This window comes from Sphingomonas sp. PP-F2F-G114-C0414 (assembly GCF_003688595.1).
Lineage (GTDB): Bacteria > Pseudomonadota > Alphaproteobacteria > Sphingomonadales > Sphingomonadaceae > Sphingomonas.
This window is the reverse complement of the sequence record NZ_RCWT01000011.1, coordinates 41563-55563: the sequence shown is the minus strand read 5'-3', so window position 1 is coordinate 55563 and position 14001 is coordinate 41563. Positions and strand designations below refer to the sequence as shown.

At 65.4% G+C, this 14001-nt stretch carries 16 protein-coding genes; 10 read left to right on the top strand and 6 right to left on the bottom strand.

Annotated elements, in window-relative coordinates; genetic code table 11:
- Nucleotides 1–93: 93 nt before the first annotated feature.
- The 5 genes from C8J47_RS09425 (at nt 94) to queE (ending at nt 4826) form a co-directional block, all read left to right on the top strand.
- Nucleotides 94–1284 carry an aspartate aminotransferase family protein gene (locus C8J47_RS09425; RefSeq protein WP_121885477.1) on the top strand — a complete coding sequence of 397 codons (1191 nt, stop codon included), beginning with the start codon at nt 94–96 and terminating at the stop codon, nt 1282–1284.
- A gap of 139 nt (nt 1285–1423) precedes the next feature.
- On the top strand, nt 1424–2341 hold the full coding sequence (gene argF, locus C8J47_RS09420; RefSeq protein WP_121885476.1) for an ornithine carbamoyltransferase: 918 nt from the start codon (nt 1424–1426) through the stop codon (nt 2339–2341).
- A 32-nt stretch (nt 2342–2373) separates the two neighbouring features.
- Nucleotides 2374–3291: an Hsp33 family molecular chaperone HslO gene (locus C8J47_RS09415; protein ID WP_056055466.1), complete on the top strand. Its 918-nt coding sequence runs from the start codon at nt 2374–2376 to the stop codon at nt 3289–3291.
- A 196-nt stretch (nt 3292–3487) separates the two neighbouring features.
- On the top strand, nt 3488–4192 hold the full coding sequence (gene queC, locus C8J47_RS09410; protein WP_121885475.1) for a 7-cyano-7-deazaguanine synthase QueC: 705 nt from the start codon (nt 3488–3490) through the stop codon (nt 4190–4192).
- Between the two features lies 1 nt (nt 4193).
- Nucleotides 4194–4826 (top strand): 7-carboxy-7-deazaguanine synthase, encoded by a 633-nt coding sequence (gene queE, locus C8J47_RS09405; protein ID WP_121885474.1) that lies wholly within the window; start codon nt 4194–4196, stop codon nt 4824–4826.
- Between the two features lie 270 nt (nt 4827–5096).
- Here the strand turns inward: queE and C8J47_RS09400 are convergent, their stop codons facing one another.
- The 3 genes from C8J47_RS09400 to lipB form a co-directional block, all read right to left on the bottom strand.
- Nucleotides 5097–5801 carry a hypothetical protein gene (locus C8J47_RS09400; RefSeq protein WP_056055478.1) on the bottom strand — a complete coding sequence of 235 codons (705 nt, stop codon included), beginning with the start codon at nt 5799–5801 and terminating at the stop codon, nt 5097–5099.
- Between the two features lie 328 nt (nt 5802–6129).
- The gene (locus tag C8J47_RS09395) at nt 6130–6396 is read right to left on the bottom strand and encodes a hypothetical protein (RefSeq protein WP_056055480.1); all 267 of its coding nucleotides are present in this window, start codon (nt 6394–6396) and stop codon (nt 6130–6132) included.
- Nucleotides 6397–6499: 103 nt separating this feature from the next.
- Nucleotides 6500–7165 carry a lipoyl(octanoyl) transferase LipB gene (gene lipB, locus C8J47_RS09390; RefSeq protein ID WP_404969267.1) on the bottom strand — a complete coding sequence of 222 codons (666 nt, stop codon included), beginning with the start codon at nt 7163–7165 and terminating at the stop codon, nt 6500–6502.
- Nucleotides 7166–7277: 112 nt separating this feature from the next.
- Here lipB and C8J47_RS09385 point away from each other — a divergent pair, with 112 nt between their 5' ends.
- On the top strand, nt 7278–8099 hold the full coding sequence (locus C8J47_RS09385) for a hypothetical protein (protein WP_121885473.1): 822 nt from the start codon (nt 7278–7280) through the stop codon (nt 8097–8099).
- Entirely contained in the window at nt 8096–8836 is a 741-nt protein-coding gene (locus C8J47_RS09380) for a hypothetical protein (protein ID WP_121885472.1), read from the top strand. Before C8J47_RS09385 ends, C8J47_RS09380 begins: the two co-directional genes overlap by 4 nt.
- A 128-nt stretch (nt 8837–8964) precedes the next feature.
- Here the strand turns inward: C8J47_RS09380 and C8J47_RS09375 are convergent, their stop codons facing one another.
- From C8J47_RS09375 to C8J47_RS09365, 3 genes are all read right to left on the bottom strand, one after another.
- Nucleotides 8965–9558 (bottom strand): N-acetyltransferase, encoded by a 594-nt coding sequence (locus C8J47_RS09375; protein WP_121885471.1) that lies wholly within the window; start codon nt 9556–9558, stop codon nt 8965–8967.
- A 4-nt stretch (nt 9559–9562) separates the two neighbouring features.
- The gene (gene hemF, locus C8J47_RS09370; protein ID WP_121885470.1) at nt 9563–10405 is read right to left on the bottom strand and encodes an oxygen-dependent coproporphyrinogen oxidase; all 843 of its coding nucleotides are present in this window, start codon (nt 10403–10405) and stop codon (nt 9563–9565) included.
- Nucleotides 10406–10580: 175 nt separating this feature from the next.
- Nucleotides 10581–11030, bottom strand: coding sequence for a tRNA (cytidine(34)-2'-O)-methyltransferase (locus C8J47_RS09365; protein ID WP_121885469.1), 450 nt, complete (start codon nt 11028–11030; stop codon nt 10581–10583).
- 203 nt (nt 11031–11233) lie between these two features.
- On the opposite strand from C8J47_RS09365, the gene petA reads away from it, so the two are divergent.
- The 3 genes from petA to C8J47_RS09350 are packed head-to-tail and all read left to right on the top strand — an operon-like array spanning nt 11234 to nt 13985.
- Entirely contained in the window at nt 11234–11800 is a 567-nt protein-coding gene (gene petA / locus C8J47_RS09360) for a ubiquinol-cytochrome c reductase iron-sulfur subunit (protein ID WP_056489394.1), read from the top strand.
- Nucleotides 11801–11810: 10 nt separating this feature from the next.
- Nucleotides 11811–13121 (top strand): cytochrome b/b6, encoded by a 1311-nt coding sequence (locus tag C8J47_RS09355; protein ID WP_121885468.1) that lies wholly within the window; start codon nt 11811–11813, stop codon nt 13119–13121.
- A 21-nt stretch (nt 13122–13142) separates the two neighbouring features.
- Nucleotides 13143–13985, top strand: a complete 843-nt coding sequence (locus C8J47_RS09350; protein ID WP_056055500.1) for a cytochrome c1 — start codon at nt 13143–13145, stop codon at nt 13983–13985.
- Nucleotides 13986–14001: the final 16 nt, after the last annotated feature.

Sequence of the window (14001 nt, the reverse complement as noted above, 5' to 3'; positions counted from 1 at the left end):
TCGGACGTGATTGACGCACCCGCCGCGCTACCGATATGAGGCCGCGTCGGGCGACCATTGGGTCGCCCTTCTCGTTTCGGAAAGGAAGCGCTTGTGACCATCACCCCGCTCATGCCCGTCTACCCGCGGTGTGGCGTGCGTCCGGTCCGAGGCGAGGGCGCGTACCTCTTCGGCGAGGACGGCCAGCAATATCTCGATTTCGCCAGCGGCATCGCGGTCAACGCGCTCGGCCACGCGCATCCGCACCTGACCAAGGCGATCGCGGAGCAGGCCGCGACGCTGATGCACGTGTCGAACCTGTACGGATCGCCGCAGGGGGAGCACCTCGCGCAGCGCCTCGTCGACAACAGTTTCGCCGATACGGTGTTCTTCACCAACTCCGGCGCGGAAGCGGTCGAATGCGCGATCAAGACCGCGCGGCGCTATCACTTCGCCAACGGTAATCCGCAGCGCCACACGCTGATCACGTTCGACACCGCGTTCCACGGTCGTACGCTCGGCGCGATCTCCGCGACCAACCAGGCCAAGATGCGCGACGGGTTCGAACCCTTGCTGCCCGGTTTCGGCTACGCGAAGTTCAACGATCTCGAAGGCGCGCTGGCGCTGATCGACGACAACACCGCCGGCTTCCTGGTCGAGCCGATCCAGGGCGAGGGCGGTATCCGCCAGGCGAGCCACGAGTTCCTCACCGGTCTGCGCAAAGCCTGCGACGAGCACGGCCTGTTGCTGGTGCTCGACGAGGTCCAGTGCGGCTATGGCCGAACCGGCAAGTTCTTCGCGCACGAGCTGTACGGTATCACGCCCGACATCATGTCGGTCGCCAAGGGCATCGGTGGCGGCTTCCCGTTCGGCGCGTGCCTCGCGACCGAAGAGGCGGCAAAGGGCATGGTCGCGGGCACGCATGGCTCGACCTATGGTGGCAATCCGCTGGCGATGGCGGCGGGCGAGGCGATCCTCGACGTGATCCTGGAGGACGGGTTCCTCGACAACGTCACCGCGATGGGCGACCGGTTGCGGCAGGGGCTCGAACAGATGATCCCGAACCACGATCATTTGTTCGACAGTGTCCGCGGTACCGGGCTGATGCTCGGGCTGAAGCTCAAGAGCGACAGCCGTGCGTTTGTCGCGTTCGCGCGCGACAACCACAATCTGCTGCTGGTGTCGGCGGGCGAGAACGTCGTCCGCATCCTGCCGCCGCTGGTGATCGACGAGAGCCACATCGCCGAGTGCATCGACAAGCTATCGACCGCCGCGCGCGTCTACGTACCCGCCGCCGACGATTGAAACTGATCCTCCCCGGTACGGGGAGGGGGACCATGCGAAGCATGGCGGAGGGGGATCGCCTCGAAGTGTTGCGTTCGTGGAGGCCCCCCTCCACCATTCGCTATGCGAACGGTCCTCCTCCCCGTGCCGGGGAGGAATTATGCGCCATTTCCTGAATCTCACCGACGCCGGAGCCGACGGCATCGCCGCGATGCTCACGGACGCTCTGGACCGCAAGGCGGCCCGCGACGGCTTCCCCAAGGGCCGTGCCGACACCGATGCACCGCTCGCCGGCCACACGCTCGCGATGGTCTTCGAGAAGAGCTCCACCCGCACGCGCTTCTCGTTCGACATGGCGATTCGCCAGCTCGGCGGCACGTCGATCGTGTCCGACGGCGGCTCGATGCAACTCGGCCGCGGCGAGTCGATCGCCGACACCGCGCGCATCCTGTCGGGCTATGTCGACGCGATCATGATCCGCACCGACGATCATGCCAAGATCGAGGAGATGGCACACTACGCCTCCGTCCCGGTCATCAACGGCCTGACCGACGCGTCGCATCCGTGCCAGATCATGGCCGACCTGCTGACGATCATCGAGAGCGGCAAGGCGCTGCCTGGCCTCAAGGTCGCATGGCTCGGCGACGGCAACAACGTGCTCGCCTCGATCGTCGAGGCGGCGGGGCTGATGCAGTTCGACGTCGTCGCGGCCTGCCCGCAGGGGTTCCAACCAGAGGAAGAGGCGATCGTCCGCGCGTCAGGGCGCGCCCGCGTCGTGGCCGATCCGCGCGAGGCGGTCGAAGGTGCTGACATCGTCGTCACCGACACCTGGATCTCGATGGGGCAGGCGCATGCCGAGGCGAAGCTGAAGGCGCTTACCCCGTATCAGGTCGACGCCGCGCTGATGGCACTCGCCAAACCCGACGCGAAGTTCCTCCACTGCCTCCCCGCGCACCGCGGCGAGGAAGTGACGCCCGACGTGATCGACGGCCCGCAGTCGCTGATCTGGCAGGAAGCAGAGAACCGCCTCCACGCGCAGAAGTCGGTGCTGCGCTGGTGCTTCGGTCAGATCGGTTGACCTGAACGGGCAGGGTCACCATCTGGCGGACGATGAACGATACGCCAAAATTCGATCCCAACGTGACCGATCTCGACCGCGCGCTGGCTTTCGCGATCCCCGCGCGCAGTGCGCGCGGTCGGATCGTGCGGCTCGGTACCGCGCTCGACGAGGTGCTTGCCGCGCATGCCTATCCGCCCGCGATCGAGAAGCTGCTTGCCGAGGCGCTCACGCTCGCCGCGCTGATCGGTTCGACGCTCAAGGACTCGAGCGGCCAGCTGACGATGCAGACGCGCACCGACAACGGCGTCGTCCAGCTGCTCGTCTGCGACTACCGTGGCGGCGAAGTGCGCGGCTATATCGAGTACGACGCGGACAAGCTCGCCGAGGCCCCCGCCGAACCATCGCTGTTCGCGCTGTTCGGTGCCGGCTATCTCGCGATCACGTTCGACATGGCGACCAGCAACGAACGCTATCAGGGTATCGTGCCGCTCGACGGCGATACGCTGTCGCAGGCCGCGCAGAGCTATTTCACGCAGTCCGAGCAGATCCCGACGATGATCCGCACCGGCATGGCGAAGGGCGCCGATGGTCGCTGCATTTCCGGCGGGCTGTTCCTCCAGCATCTCCCCGAGGGCGAGGACGGGCGCGAACGCCTGCATACCAAGCTCGATCATCCGGAATGGGAGCATGTCGCCACGCTCGGCAACACGATGGGCGTCGATGAACTCACCGATGCGACGTTGCCGCTGGAGACGCTCGTCTGGCGCCTGTTCAACGAGGAAGAGGACGTCCGCATCCTCGCCGATATCCCGATCACGCGCGGGTGCCGCTGCGATCCCGAGTATATCAAGGGCGTGATCTCGAAGTTCCCGATCGAGGAACGGCGATCGATGGCCGACGAGACCGGGTTCATCATCGTCGACTGCGCGTTTTGCGCGACGAAATTTCCTGTGCCCGTCGACGAGTGATGCACTTTTGCCGGTCGATTGAGCCGCTAACGTAAGGAATTAACGCCCCATTTACTTATGTTAGGTATAGATCGGGGTGTGCTTTTTATTCAGCACGTTTTTCTCCCTTGTGGCGCGATCCGCGCCAACCTCAGGGGCTGCCTCACCGGGCGGCCCCTTTCTTTTTGCGCGCCGCTGGCCTAGCGCACTCCGCATCATGACATCCCCTGCTCCCTTTGCGGTCGCGCTCGTTTCGGGCGGGCTCGACTCGATGATATCCGCCGCGATTGCGCGCGAAGCCGGCCAGCGGCTGCTCGCGCTGTCGTTCGATTACAATCAGCGTCACCGGATCGAACTCGATGCGGCGCGGCGCGTCGCCGCGGCGCTTGGGGCCGAACGCCATATCGTCCTGCCGATGGACCTTTCCGCGTTCGGCGGCTCCGCGCTGACCGCCGATATCGACGTACCGAAGGATGGCGCAGGTACCGAAGACGGTGGCGGCATTCCCGTCACCTACGTGCCCGCGCGCAACACGATCTTCCTCAGCCTCGCGCTCGGCTGGGCCGAAGCAGCGGGCGCCCGCGACATCTATATCGGCGTCAATGCGCTCGATTATTCGGGTTATCCCGATTGCCGCCCAGAGTTCATCGCCGCGTTCGAAGGCCTTGCCGAACTCGCCACCAAGGCTGGTGTCGAAGGCCAACCGTTCCGCATCCAGGCGCCGCTGCAGCACATGACCAAGGCGGATATCGTCCGCGAAGGCACGCGGCTCGGTCTCGATCTCGGGCTGAGCTGGTCGTGCTACGATCCGACGCCCGACGGCAGGCATTGCGGCGAGTGCGACAGCTGCCGGCTACGCGCGCGCGGCTTCGATGAGGCTGGGATCGCGGATCCCACCGTCTATGCCGTGAAGCCCAGCTGACATGAGCTATGCGGTCAAGGAGATGTTCCTGACGCTGCAAGGCGAGGGCGTGAATGCCGGTTGCCGTGCGGTATTCGTACGGTTCGCCGGCTGTAACCTCTGGTCGGGCCGCGAACAGGATCGCGCGACCGCGGTGTGTCGGTTCTGCGATACCGAGTTCGTCGGCACCGACGGCCTAGGCGGCGGCAAGTTCGCCGACGCGCAGGCGCTGGCGGCGGCGGTCGCGGGATTCTGGGGCGAGGGGGCGCGCGACCGCTTCGTCGTCCTCACCGGTGGCGAGCCGATGCTCCAGATCGACGACGCGATCGTCGACGCGCTGCACGGCGAGGGGTTCCGGATCGCGATGGAGAGCAACGGGACTATCCCGGCGCATCCTGGGATCGACTGGGTGTGCATCAGCCCCAAGGCCGGCAGCATCGTCGTCCAGCGCACGGGGCACGAGCTGAAACTGGTCTGGCCACAACCGGGAACCGATATCGAGGATATCGAAACCTGGGACTTCGCCAACCTGCTGCTCCAGCCGCTCGACGATCCGCGGGCCGACGCCAATCGCGCGGCATGCGTCGATCTGGTCATGGAGCGGCCGCAGTGGCGGTTGTCGTTGCAGACGCACAAGCTGCTGGGGCTGCGCTGAGCGGCGCGAGGTCGGCGGTTGATATCCTGTCATCCCGGCGAAAGCGGGGATCTGTTTGACGCGCATCGCCCTTTGACGTCGGGACAAGGAAGGCGAGGGCGGCAGCCAGGGTTCAGCCGATATTGCTCGCCGATATGTGCCCGTCATGCCCGCGGAAGCGGGGACCCAGATGGTCAAACGGTCGCGATCAAGTCGCTAGCGTTTGCCACTATGGGTTCCCACCTGCGCGGGAATGACGGTAAGATGTTTGTCAGGGACAGGGTCCGGGTCTTACTGCCCGGCCATCCCGACGCCCGCTGGCGGCCAGTTCTGCGCGCCGCACTTCTTCTGGACCCACTCGCCCTTCTTGTTCCAGCAGATCGCGTCGAGCCGCGGCATCGTCGCGCGGTCGCGGCCAATATAGCGCGGGAAGCGCTGTTCGCCCCACGGGATCAGGCTGTTACGCAGCTCGCGCGAGCGCGCCAGCGCGACCTCGAACAGGTGACCACGCGGCGCGAAGACCGCATCGCGACCGATCGACGAGGCGGTCTTGCAGAAGCCGAACTGTGCGGCGACCGTGGCGAAGCTGGAATAGGTGCGCGTGCCGAACTGGTCGAGCGCGGTCTGGCCGGCCTTGACCCCGGAGGCCTTGTTCACGCGCGCGAAGTATTTGGTCAGCGTCGTGAACGAGTTCTTCAGCTCTTCGCTGTGATCGGAGATCATCGCGTTGTAGTTGGGCACGGTCAGCAGGGTCGGCTCGAACTGGCACTGCAGCGCCGCGACATTGAGCGCGGCGCGCATGTGCCACACCAGCGCCGCGCGGATTTCGTCCTGCGTCGCGCCGGGCAACACCTGGCCGAGATCGGCTTCGTCGCCGACCACCGCCGCACCCGAAAAATCGCGCGACTGCAAGAAAAACTGCGCCGACGCCGACTGGGCTACAGCCAGTCCACTCGTCGCCACGCATAGCGCGAGCGCGGTACGCAACACCTTCATTCCAACCTCCCCGGGATCTTCAAGTCATCGATTCTAAAGCGTTTCGACGCCGCTCCCAAGTGAATTTAACTATAGAAGGCGGGCGGTAGCGTCCATGTTTGCCGATCGCGGCAGTTTTTCGTCGCAGGCGAAATGATTCCGCGGTCGACGGTGGGTATGTGCCCTGCCCGACCCGGTCGGCGTGGCCGCGGCTCTATCCCGCAGACCGCGCGAGCAAGCTCTAGAAGCCCGCAAACGCAAAGGGCCGCCCGGTCGCCCGGACGGCCCTTTCGCAGCACGACGTCCCTTTCGGGCATGCCGTACCGCAGCAGTAATTTCCTTGCGGAAATTACATTGCGTTGTTGGTCACCGCGGTGTCGTTCGACATCATCGTGTCGTTCGCCATCATGGTGTCGTTGGCCATCATGCCACCGTTCGACGCACCGTCGACTGCGGTCATGTTGTCGGTCATCGTGTCCATGCCTTCGCTGGCATTCATGTCGGTGACCATCGTGTTGTCGGTCGTCGTCTCGGTCTTAGGACCGCACGCCGAAACGGCGAGTGCTGCGCTGGCGATCAGCGAACCGGTCAGGACCTTGGAAATGAGTGCACGCATGTGGAAGCTCCCTAGATAGAGGATTTGGCTGGCTGCTCGCCCTTAATACCCAAATCGTAGTGGACATTAATCCGATAACGCTTTGCCCTCAAGCCTCGTTTTCTCAAGGACAAGAAACTGTTTCAAGGAAAGCATCGGCCGTCAACGCCAGGGCGGCGTCGAAGGTTGCAAGGTCGGCGGGAATACCCAGCGATTGCAGGCTCGTAACGCCGTACTCCGGCAGGCCGCATGGGACGATGCCACCAAAATGGGCCAGATCGGGTGCCACGTTCACCGAGAAGCCGTGGAGCGTCACCCAGCGCTTCACCCGCACCCCGATCGCCCCGATCTTCGCCTCGCGGCCCCCCGGAGCATTGGGATCGAGTGTCCATATCCCGACCCGGCCATCCACTGCGAACGCCTCGACGCCAAGCTCGCCCAGCGCCGCGATCACCCAGGATTCGAGCGCGTGGACATAGCGGCGGACGTCACGCCCGCGCTTGGTCAGGTCGAGCACGACATAGCCGATCCGCTGGCCCGGCCCATGATAGGTGTATTTGCCGCCACGCCCGGTCGGTATCACCGGAAAGCGCGCATCGATCAGGTCACCCGGTTCGGCACTTGTACCGGCCGTGTAGACCGGGGGATGTTCGAGCATCCACAGCAGCTCGCGCGCCTCGCCCGCGCCGACCGCCGCCGCGCGCGCCTCCATCTCGGCCAGTGCGTCGGCATAGGGGGTCAGGCCGGCGCTGGTCCGCCATTCGATATCGTCGGGCAGGGGGATCGTCACCGACCCCAATTGCGCACCCGCAGCCCGACTTGCAAGCAGGCGTGCAACCTGTGGTCAAGCGCAAGGGCTTCGGCTAACCCGCGCGATACAGGAACCCGGGGGAGTTTGGCGCATGGTGAAGATGGGGACGGTCTGGGATCGCACGATCGAGGTGCTCAACGGGCGCACCGGCATGATCGCACCGATCGCGCTGCTCGGCATGCTGCTGCCCAGCGTAATCCGTGACGGCTATGTCGCGTTCGCTGCACAGGGAACGATGAGCTTCGCGCTGATCGGAAGCATTTTGGCGATCGGTACGCTGGTCGCGATGCTCTGGTCGCAACTGGCGATCGTCGCGATCGCCAGCGATCCCGCCACCGATGCCGCGTCCGCGCGCCGAGACGCTGGTGCGCGCGTGCTCCCGGCGCTCGGCATCACCGTCCTGATCACGCTTGTCGCGGCGCTGCTCGTCGTGCCGCCGATGATCGTCCTCATCCAGTCGGGGTTCGATTTCACCGCCGCCGCCAATGGCCGCAGCGCGCAGATGACTCCGCCGAGCGCTGGCGTGGCAGGGTTCATCGCGCTGTACAGCCTCGCGTATCTCCTGGTCGCGATCTGGGTGGGCGCGCGGCTGGTGCTGCTCAACCCGGTCATCCTCAACGAACGGCTCGGGATCGGCGCGATCCGCCGCTCGGTCCAGCTGACCAGGGGGCTGACGTGGCGGATCATCGGCGTGCTGATCCTGTTCGCAGTCGTCATGCTCGTCTCGACCTGGGCCGCGCAGTCGGTGACCGGGATCGTCTTCCGCCTCGCGCTCGGCGCCGACGGCATCGCCACCGCGACCTTCCTGTCGGGTGTGGCCGCGACGATCGTCACCACCGCCTTCACCGCGCTCGCCGCCGTCTTCACCGCGCAGCTCTACGTCGCGACCAGAGAGAAACACGCCGTTCCATGAAGCTCGATTTCGCGACCGTCCTCACCGACGCGTGGAGGCTGTTCAAACGCGACCGCGACCTGCTGCTGCGGATCGCCGCGCCGTTCCTGTTCCTACCCGCGTTCGCGCTCGCGTTGGTCGTGCCCGATCCGCCGATGCCCGACGCGGCGGCGGGCAACAACGAAGCGCAGGCGATGGTCTGGGCCGACGCGGTGCAGACCTGGGCGACGGCGTATGGCGGCTGGTATCTGCTCGCCTATGTGATGAGCTTCTTCGGCACGTCGCTGTTCTACGCGCTGTATCTCGATCGCGAGCATCTCGACTTGCGGCAGGCGCTGACGCGGTGCCTGCGGATTTTTCCGCGGTTCCTGCTGGCGATGGTGATCGTGTCGCTGCCGGCTGGGGCGGGGCTGCTGCTGTACGCGATCCCGGGTCTCTACATCCTCGGCCGGACGATGCTGACCGGGCCGGCGCTGTTTGCCGAAGCGCCGCTCGGTGCCCTCGGCGCAATCCGCCGCAGCTTCACGCTCAGCCGCGGCGCGGGGTTGCCGCTCATGGGGCTGGCGGCGTTCAGCTACATCAGCGGCTGGCTCGTCGGCGCGCCGTTCATGATGCTGGATCGTGCGCTGCGTGAAGGCGGCGAACCCAACCCGGTGGCGCTGGCGATCGTCGATGCCGGTGCCGCCGTGGCGGCGATGGCGGCCGGCATCGCAATGGCCCTGATCGCGATCTCCGCCTACCGCCGCCTGGCGCGGTAGGGCACGTCCCAATTACCCCCCCCGTCATGCCGGGCTCGTTCCGGCATCCACGGTTCCGCACACTCGATAGAACTTGGTTTGCGGAACGGTGGACCCCGGAACTAGTCCGGGGTGACGGAGTGGGCGAACTACCCCCGCTTCGCCAAAAACGGAATCTGCGGCGCCGTTTCCGGCGGCAGCAACCCGGAAGCCCGCGGGTCGGGAAACGTCTCGATCGTCCGCTTCACCGCCACGAAACCCTGCGCCCGATAAAACCCCAGCGCACTCGGATGATCAAGCGTGCAGGTGTGCAGCCACACCCGCTCCACCCCCTTGGCCCAGGCCCGCGCGCACGCTTCGGCCATCAACCACCGTCCATGACCCTGCCCGACAAGCTCCGGGATCAGCCCGAAATACGAGACCTCGCACGCGCCTGCCTCGCGGAAATCGAGTTCGAGCATCCCGACCTCGATCCCCGCCGGATCGAGCACCGCATACACCGCGATCCCCGGATCATGCACGATCGCCGCCAGCGCATCGTCTGCCATCACCAGCCGCGAGAACCACAGCCACGGGCTCCCCACCCGCCGAAACAGCGCGCGGTATTTCTCCAGCGCGGGCCGCTCCCACCGCACCAGCCGCAACCGCGATCCCGGACTCGGCCGCAGCGGCGGTCGCTTGCGCATTTCCAGCGTCGTGACGATCGTGGCAAGGACGTCGTCGGCAACCGGGATCAGCGCCACTGGATCACGACCACGTAGCGCGCGGCGGCAGGCTCATCAGGATCGCGTCGATGTTGCCGCCGGTCTTGAGCCCGAACAACGTGCCCCGGTCATAGACGAGGTTGAACTCGGCATACCGCCCACGCCACTCGAGCATCCGCGCCTCGTCGGCCGCATCGAACGGCGTATCCATCCGCCGCCGCACGATCCGCGGATAGGCGTCGAGGAACGCCTCGCCGACGTCGCGCGTGAACGCGAAGTTCGCGTCGAAATCGCCGTCGAGATGGTCGAAGAAAATTCCGCCCGCACCGCGGCTCACTTTCCGGTGCGGGATGTAGAAATACGTCTCCGCCCAGTCCCTGAACCGCTCGTAATGCGCCGGATCGTGCGCGTCGCACGCCGCCTTCATGGTTGCGTGAAAGTCGGCCGTATCCTCCTCGATCGGCAAGGGCGGGTTGAGATCGCCGCCGCCGCCGAACCAACGCTTGGTGGTGTTGAGGAAGCGGCAGTTCATGTGCACCGCGGGCACGTGTGGGTTGGTCATGTGAGCCACCAGGCTGATCCCGGTGGCGAAAAATCGCGGGTCCTCGCCGGCGCCGTGGATCGACTTGGCGAAGTCCCCCTCGAACGTGCCACCGACGGTCGAGACGTTGACGCCGACCTTCTCGAAGATCTTGCCCTTCATGACGCCGCGCACCCCGCCACCACCGGGTTCGCCCGACGGATCGATCCGGTCCCAAGGCGTGTATTCGAAGCTCGCGTCGGAGCCGGCTTCGCGCTCGATCGCCTCGAACTCGGCGCAGATGCGGTCGCGCAGCGATTCGAACCAGGTTCGGGCGGCGGCTTGCTGGGGGTCGAGATCGGTCATGCGCGGGTCTCTACCAAATCCTCCCCGGAACGGGGAGGGGGACCGTTCGGCTACTTGGCCGAAGGGTGGAGGGGGATTTCCGCTAGCGTTACGGTTGTGATGACGAAGCGGTGTGTTCGCGGTGAACCCCCTCCACCATGCTTCGCACGGTCCCCCTCCCCGCGTGCGGGGAGGATCAGCTCGGCCAGCCACCCGTCTGCCGCAACGCCTCCGCCGCGACGATTCCCGTCGCCACGGAGATGTTCATCGACCGCAGCCCCGGCCGCATCGGGATCAGCACGCGCACGTCGGCGCGCGCATGCACGTCCTCCGGCACCCCCGCCCCCTCGCTTCCCATCAGCAACACGTCGTCCTCGCGAAACTCCGCGACATCCAGCCGCACCGCGCCCTTGGTCGTCAGCAACACGATCCGCCCCGTCACCTGCGCCAGGAACGTGTCCCAGTCGACATGCCGCACCACATCGACCACGCCGACATAATCCATCCCCGAGCGCGCGACGGCCTTCTCGCTCCAGGTGAATCCCATCGGTTCGATCAGATCGACGCCGATCCCCATGCACGCGGCGGTCCGCAGGATCGCGCCGACATTTCCGGCAATATCGGGCTGATAGAGAGCAATACGCATACTCGATCCTCTAGCGCCCCCAGGGTCCGGAGGTAACCCAAAGCAAAATGCAGTTGGCAAACCCGCGCCCCGCCGTCTATCAAAGCACAGCCTCCGTGGGGACGGTCGGACGGATTGGGGACATGGTTTCGCGAAACCGAAAGCCCAGCCCGTCACGAAAAAAATAACGTGCAAGGGCGAGATGAATGGCGACAGTCGACGACATGGTTCCCCCCGGCGAATCGCCAGAGCCGTTTCACGAAGAGGCCCATGATCCTCGCCGCCGTGATTTCATCAACATCGCCGCGGTCTCTTTTGCAGGGGTAGGCGCGGTCGCGATCGTTCTGCCGCTGATCAATCAGATGAACCCGAGCGCAGACGTGCTCGCACAGTCGACCACCGAGATCGACCTGTCGAAGATCCTCCCCGGCCAGGCGATCAAGACCAGCTTCCGCAAGCAGCCTTTGTTCGTGCGCAACCTGACGCCGAAGGAAATCTCGGAAGCCGACGCGGTCGACATCTCGACCTTGCGCGATCCGCAGACGCTGGAGCAGCGCACCAAGGCGGGCAAGAAGAACTGGCTGATCACGCTGGGCGTCTGCACGCATCTCGGCTGCGTCCCGCTCGGCGCGGGTGAGGGCGAAAACAAAGGGCCGTTCGGCGGCTATTTCTGCCCGTGCCACGGCTCGGCCTACGACACCGCCGCACGCATCCGCAAAGGCCCCGCTCCGTCGAACCTCCACGTTCCGGACTATGCCTTCAACTCCGACACCGTCGTCACGGTAGGCTGAGGAAAACGACATGAGCTTTCCCTGGGCCAAGCAATACGAACCGAAGCTGCCGCTGACGCGGTGGCTGGATGAGCGGCTTCCCGTTCCCCGGCTCGTCTACAATTCACTCGGCGGCGGCTATCCCGTCCCGCGCAACCTCAATTACTTCTGGAACTTCGGCGTGCTCGCCGGCGCCGCGCTGGCGATCCAGATCGTCACCGGCATCGTGCTCGCGATGCACTATGCCGCCAACGGCGCGGTCGCGTTCGACTCGGTCGAAAGCATCATGCGCGATGTCAACGCGGGCTGGTTCCTGCGGTACGCGCACGCGAACGGCGCCTCGATGTTCTTCATCGTCGTCTACACGCACATCTTCCGCGGGCTCTATTACGGCTCGTACAAGGCGCCGCGCGAGATGGTGTGGCTGCTCGGCGTGGTCATCTTCCTGCTGATGATGGCGACCGCGTTCATGGGCTATGTGCTTCCCTGGGGCCAGATGAGCTTCTGGGGCGCACAGGTCATCACCGGGTTCTTCTCGGCGATCCCGCTGGTCGGCGACACCATCCGCATCTGGCTGCTTGGCGGATTCGCGCCCGACAATGCCGCGCTCAACCGCTTCTTCTCGTTGCATTACCTGCTGCCGTTCGTGATCGCGGGCGTCATCATCCTGCACATCTGGGCGCTGCACATCCCCGGCTCGAACAACCCGACCGGCGTCGACGTGAAGGGCGAGCAGGACACCGTCCCGTTCCACCCATACTACACCGCCAAGGACGGCTTCGGGCTCGGCATCTTCATGCTGATCTTCGCCGGGCTGCTGTTCTTCTTCCCGAACTATCTCGGCCACCCGGACAACTACATCCCGGCGAACCCGCTCTCGACGCCCGCGCACATCGTTCCCGAATGGTATTTCTGGCCGTTCTACGCGATCCTGCGCGCCTTCACCGCGGACTTCATCCTGCCGGCCAAGCTCTGGGGCGTGCTGGCGATGTTCGGCTCGATCCTGCTGCTGTTCTTCCTGCCCTGGCTGGACAGCTCGCCGGTTCGCTCGATGAACTATCGTCCCAAGGCGCGGATCGCGTTCTGGGTGCTGGTCGCCGATATCCTGATCCTCGGCTATTGCGGCGGTGCACCGGCGACGGCGACCTACGTGATCCTGAGCCAGATCTGCGCGGCGTACTACTTCGCGCACTTCCTGATCATCCTGCCGCTGATCTCGCGCTCCGAGCGTCCGCGGCCGCTGCCCAACTCGATCACCGAGGCCGTCCTGGCCAATCACGGTGGCACGAGCCCGGCCCAGACCGCGCTGTCCACAGCTTCTGCGCCGCACACCGCGCACTGATACGAACTAGAGGACACACACATGGTTCGTCTCATCGCATCCCTGGTCGGCGCGGCCTTCGTGCTGGTGCTCGGCATCGCGCTGTTCGGCAGCGTCTACGGGGCCATCACCGACCCCGTCGCACCGACCGCCGAGAGCGAGTATCATCTCCACCCGAAGGAGCTGGATCTCGCCTCGAACGGCGTGTTCGGCAAGTTCGACCGTCGCCAGCTCCAGCGCGGTTTCCAGGTCTACAAGGAAGTCTGCGCGGCCTGCCACTCGCTGCGCCTGGTGGCGTTCCGCGACCTGCAGAAGATCGGCTATTCGGAGCCCGAGGTTAAGGCGATCGCCAACCAGTGGGTGATCGAGCAGCCGTCGATCAACCCGGAGACGGGCGAAGCGGCCACGCGGAAGAACATCCCGTCGGATCACTTCCCGCTGCCGTTCGCCAACGACGTCGCCGCCCGCGCCGCCAACAACAACGCGTTGCCGCCCGACCTGTCGCTGATGACCAAGGCGCGTCACGATGGCGGCGCGTACATCCACTCGCTGCTGACCGGCTACCAGCCGCAGTCGGCGAAGATGTTGAAGGAATTCCCGGACATCAAGACGCCCGAGGGTCTGCACTACAACCCGTATTTCGCGAACCTGAACATCGCGATGCCGCCACCGCTGACGTCGGATGGTCAGGTCGGTTATGCGGACGGGACGAAGGCCACCAAGGAGCAGATGTCGACCGACGTCGCGGCGTTCCTGACCTGGACCGCCGAGCCTAACCTTGAGGCACGCCATGCCGCCGGGTTCGCGTCGATCATCTTCATCCTGATCTTCTGCGGCCTCGCCTGGGGCGCGTACCAGAACGTCTGGCGCGACGTTAAGCATTGATGACGGCCGGGCTCCC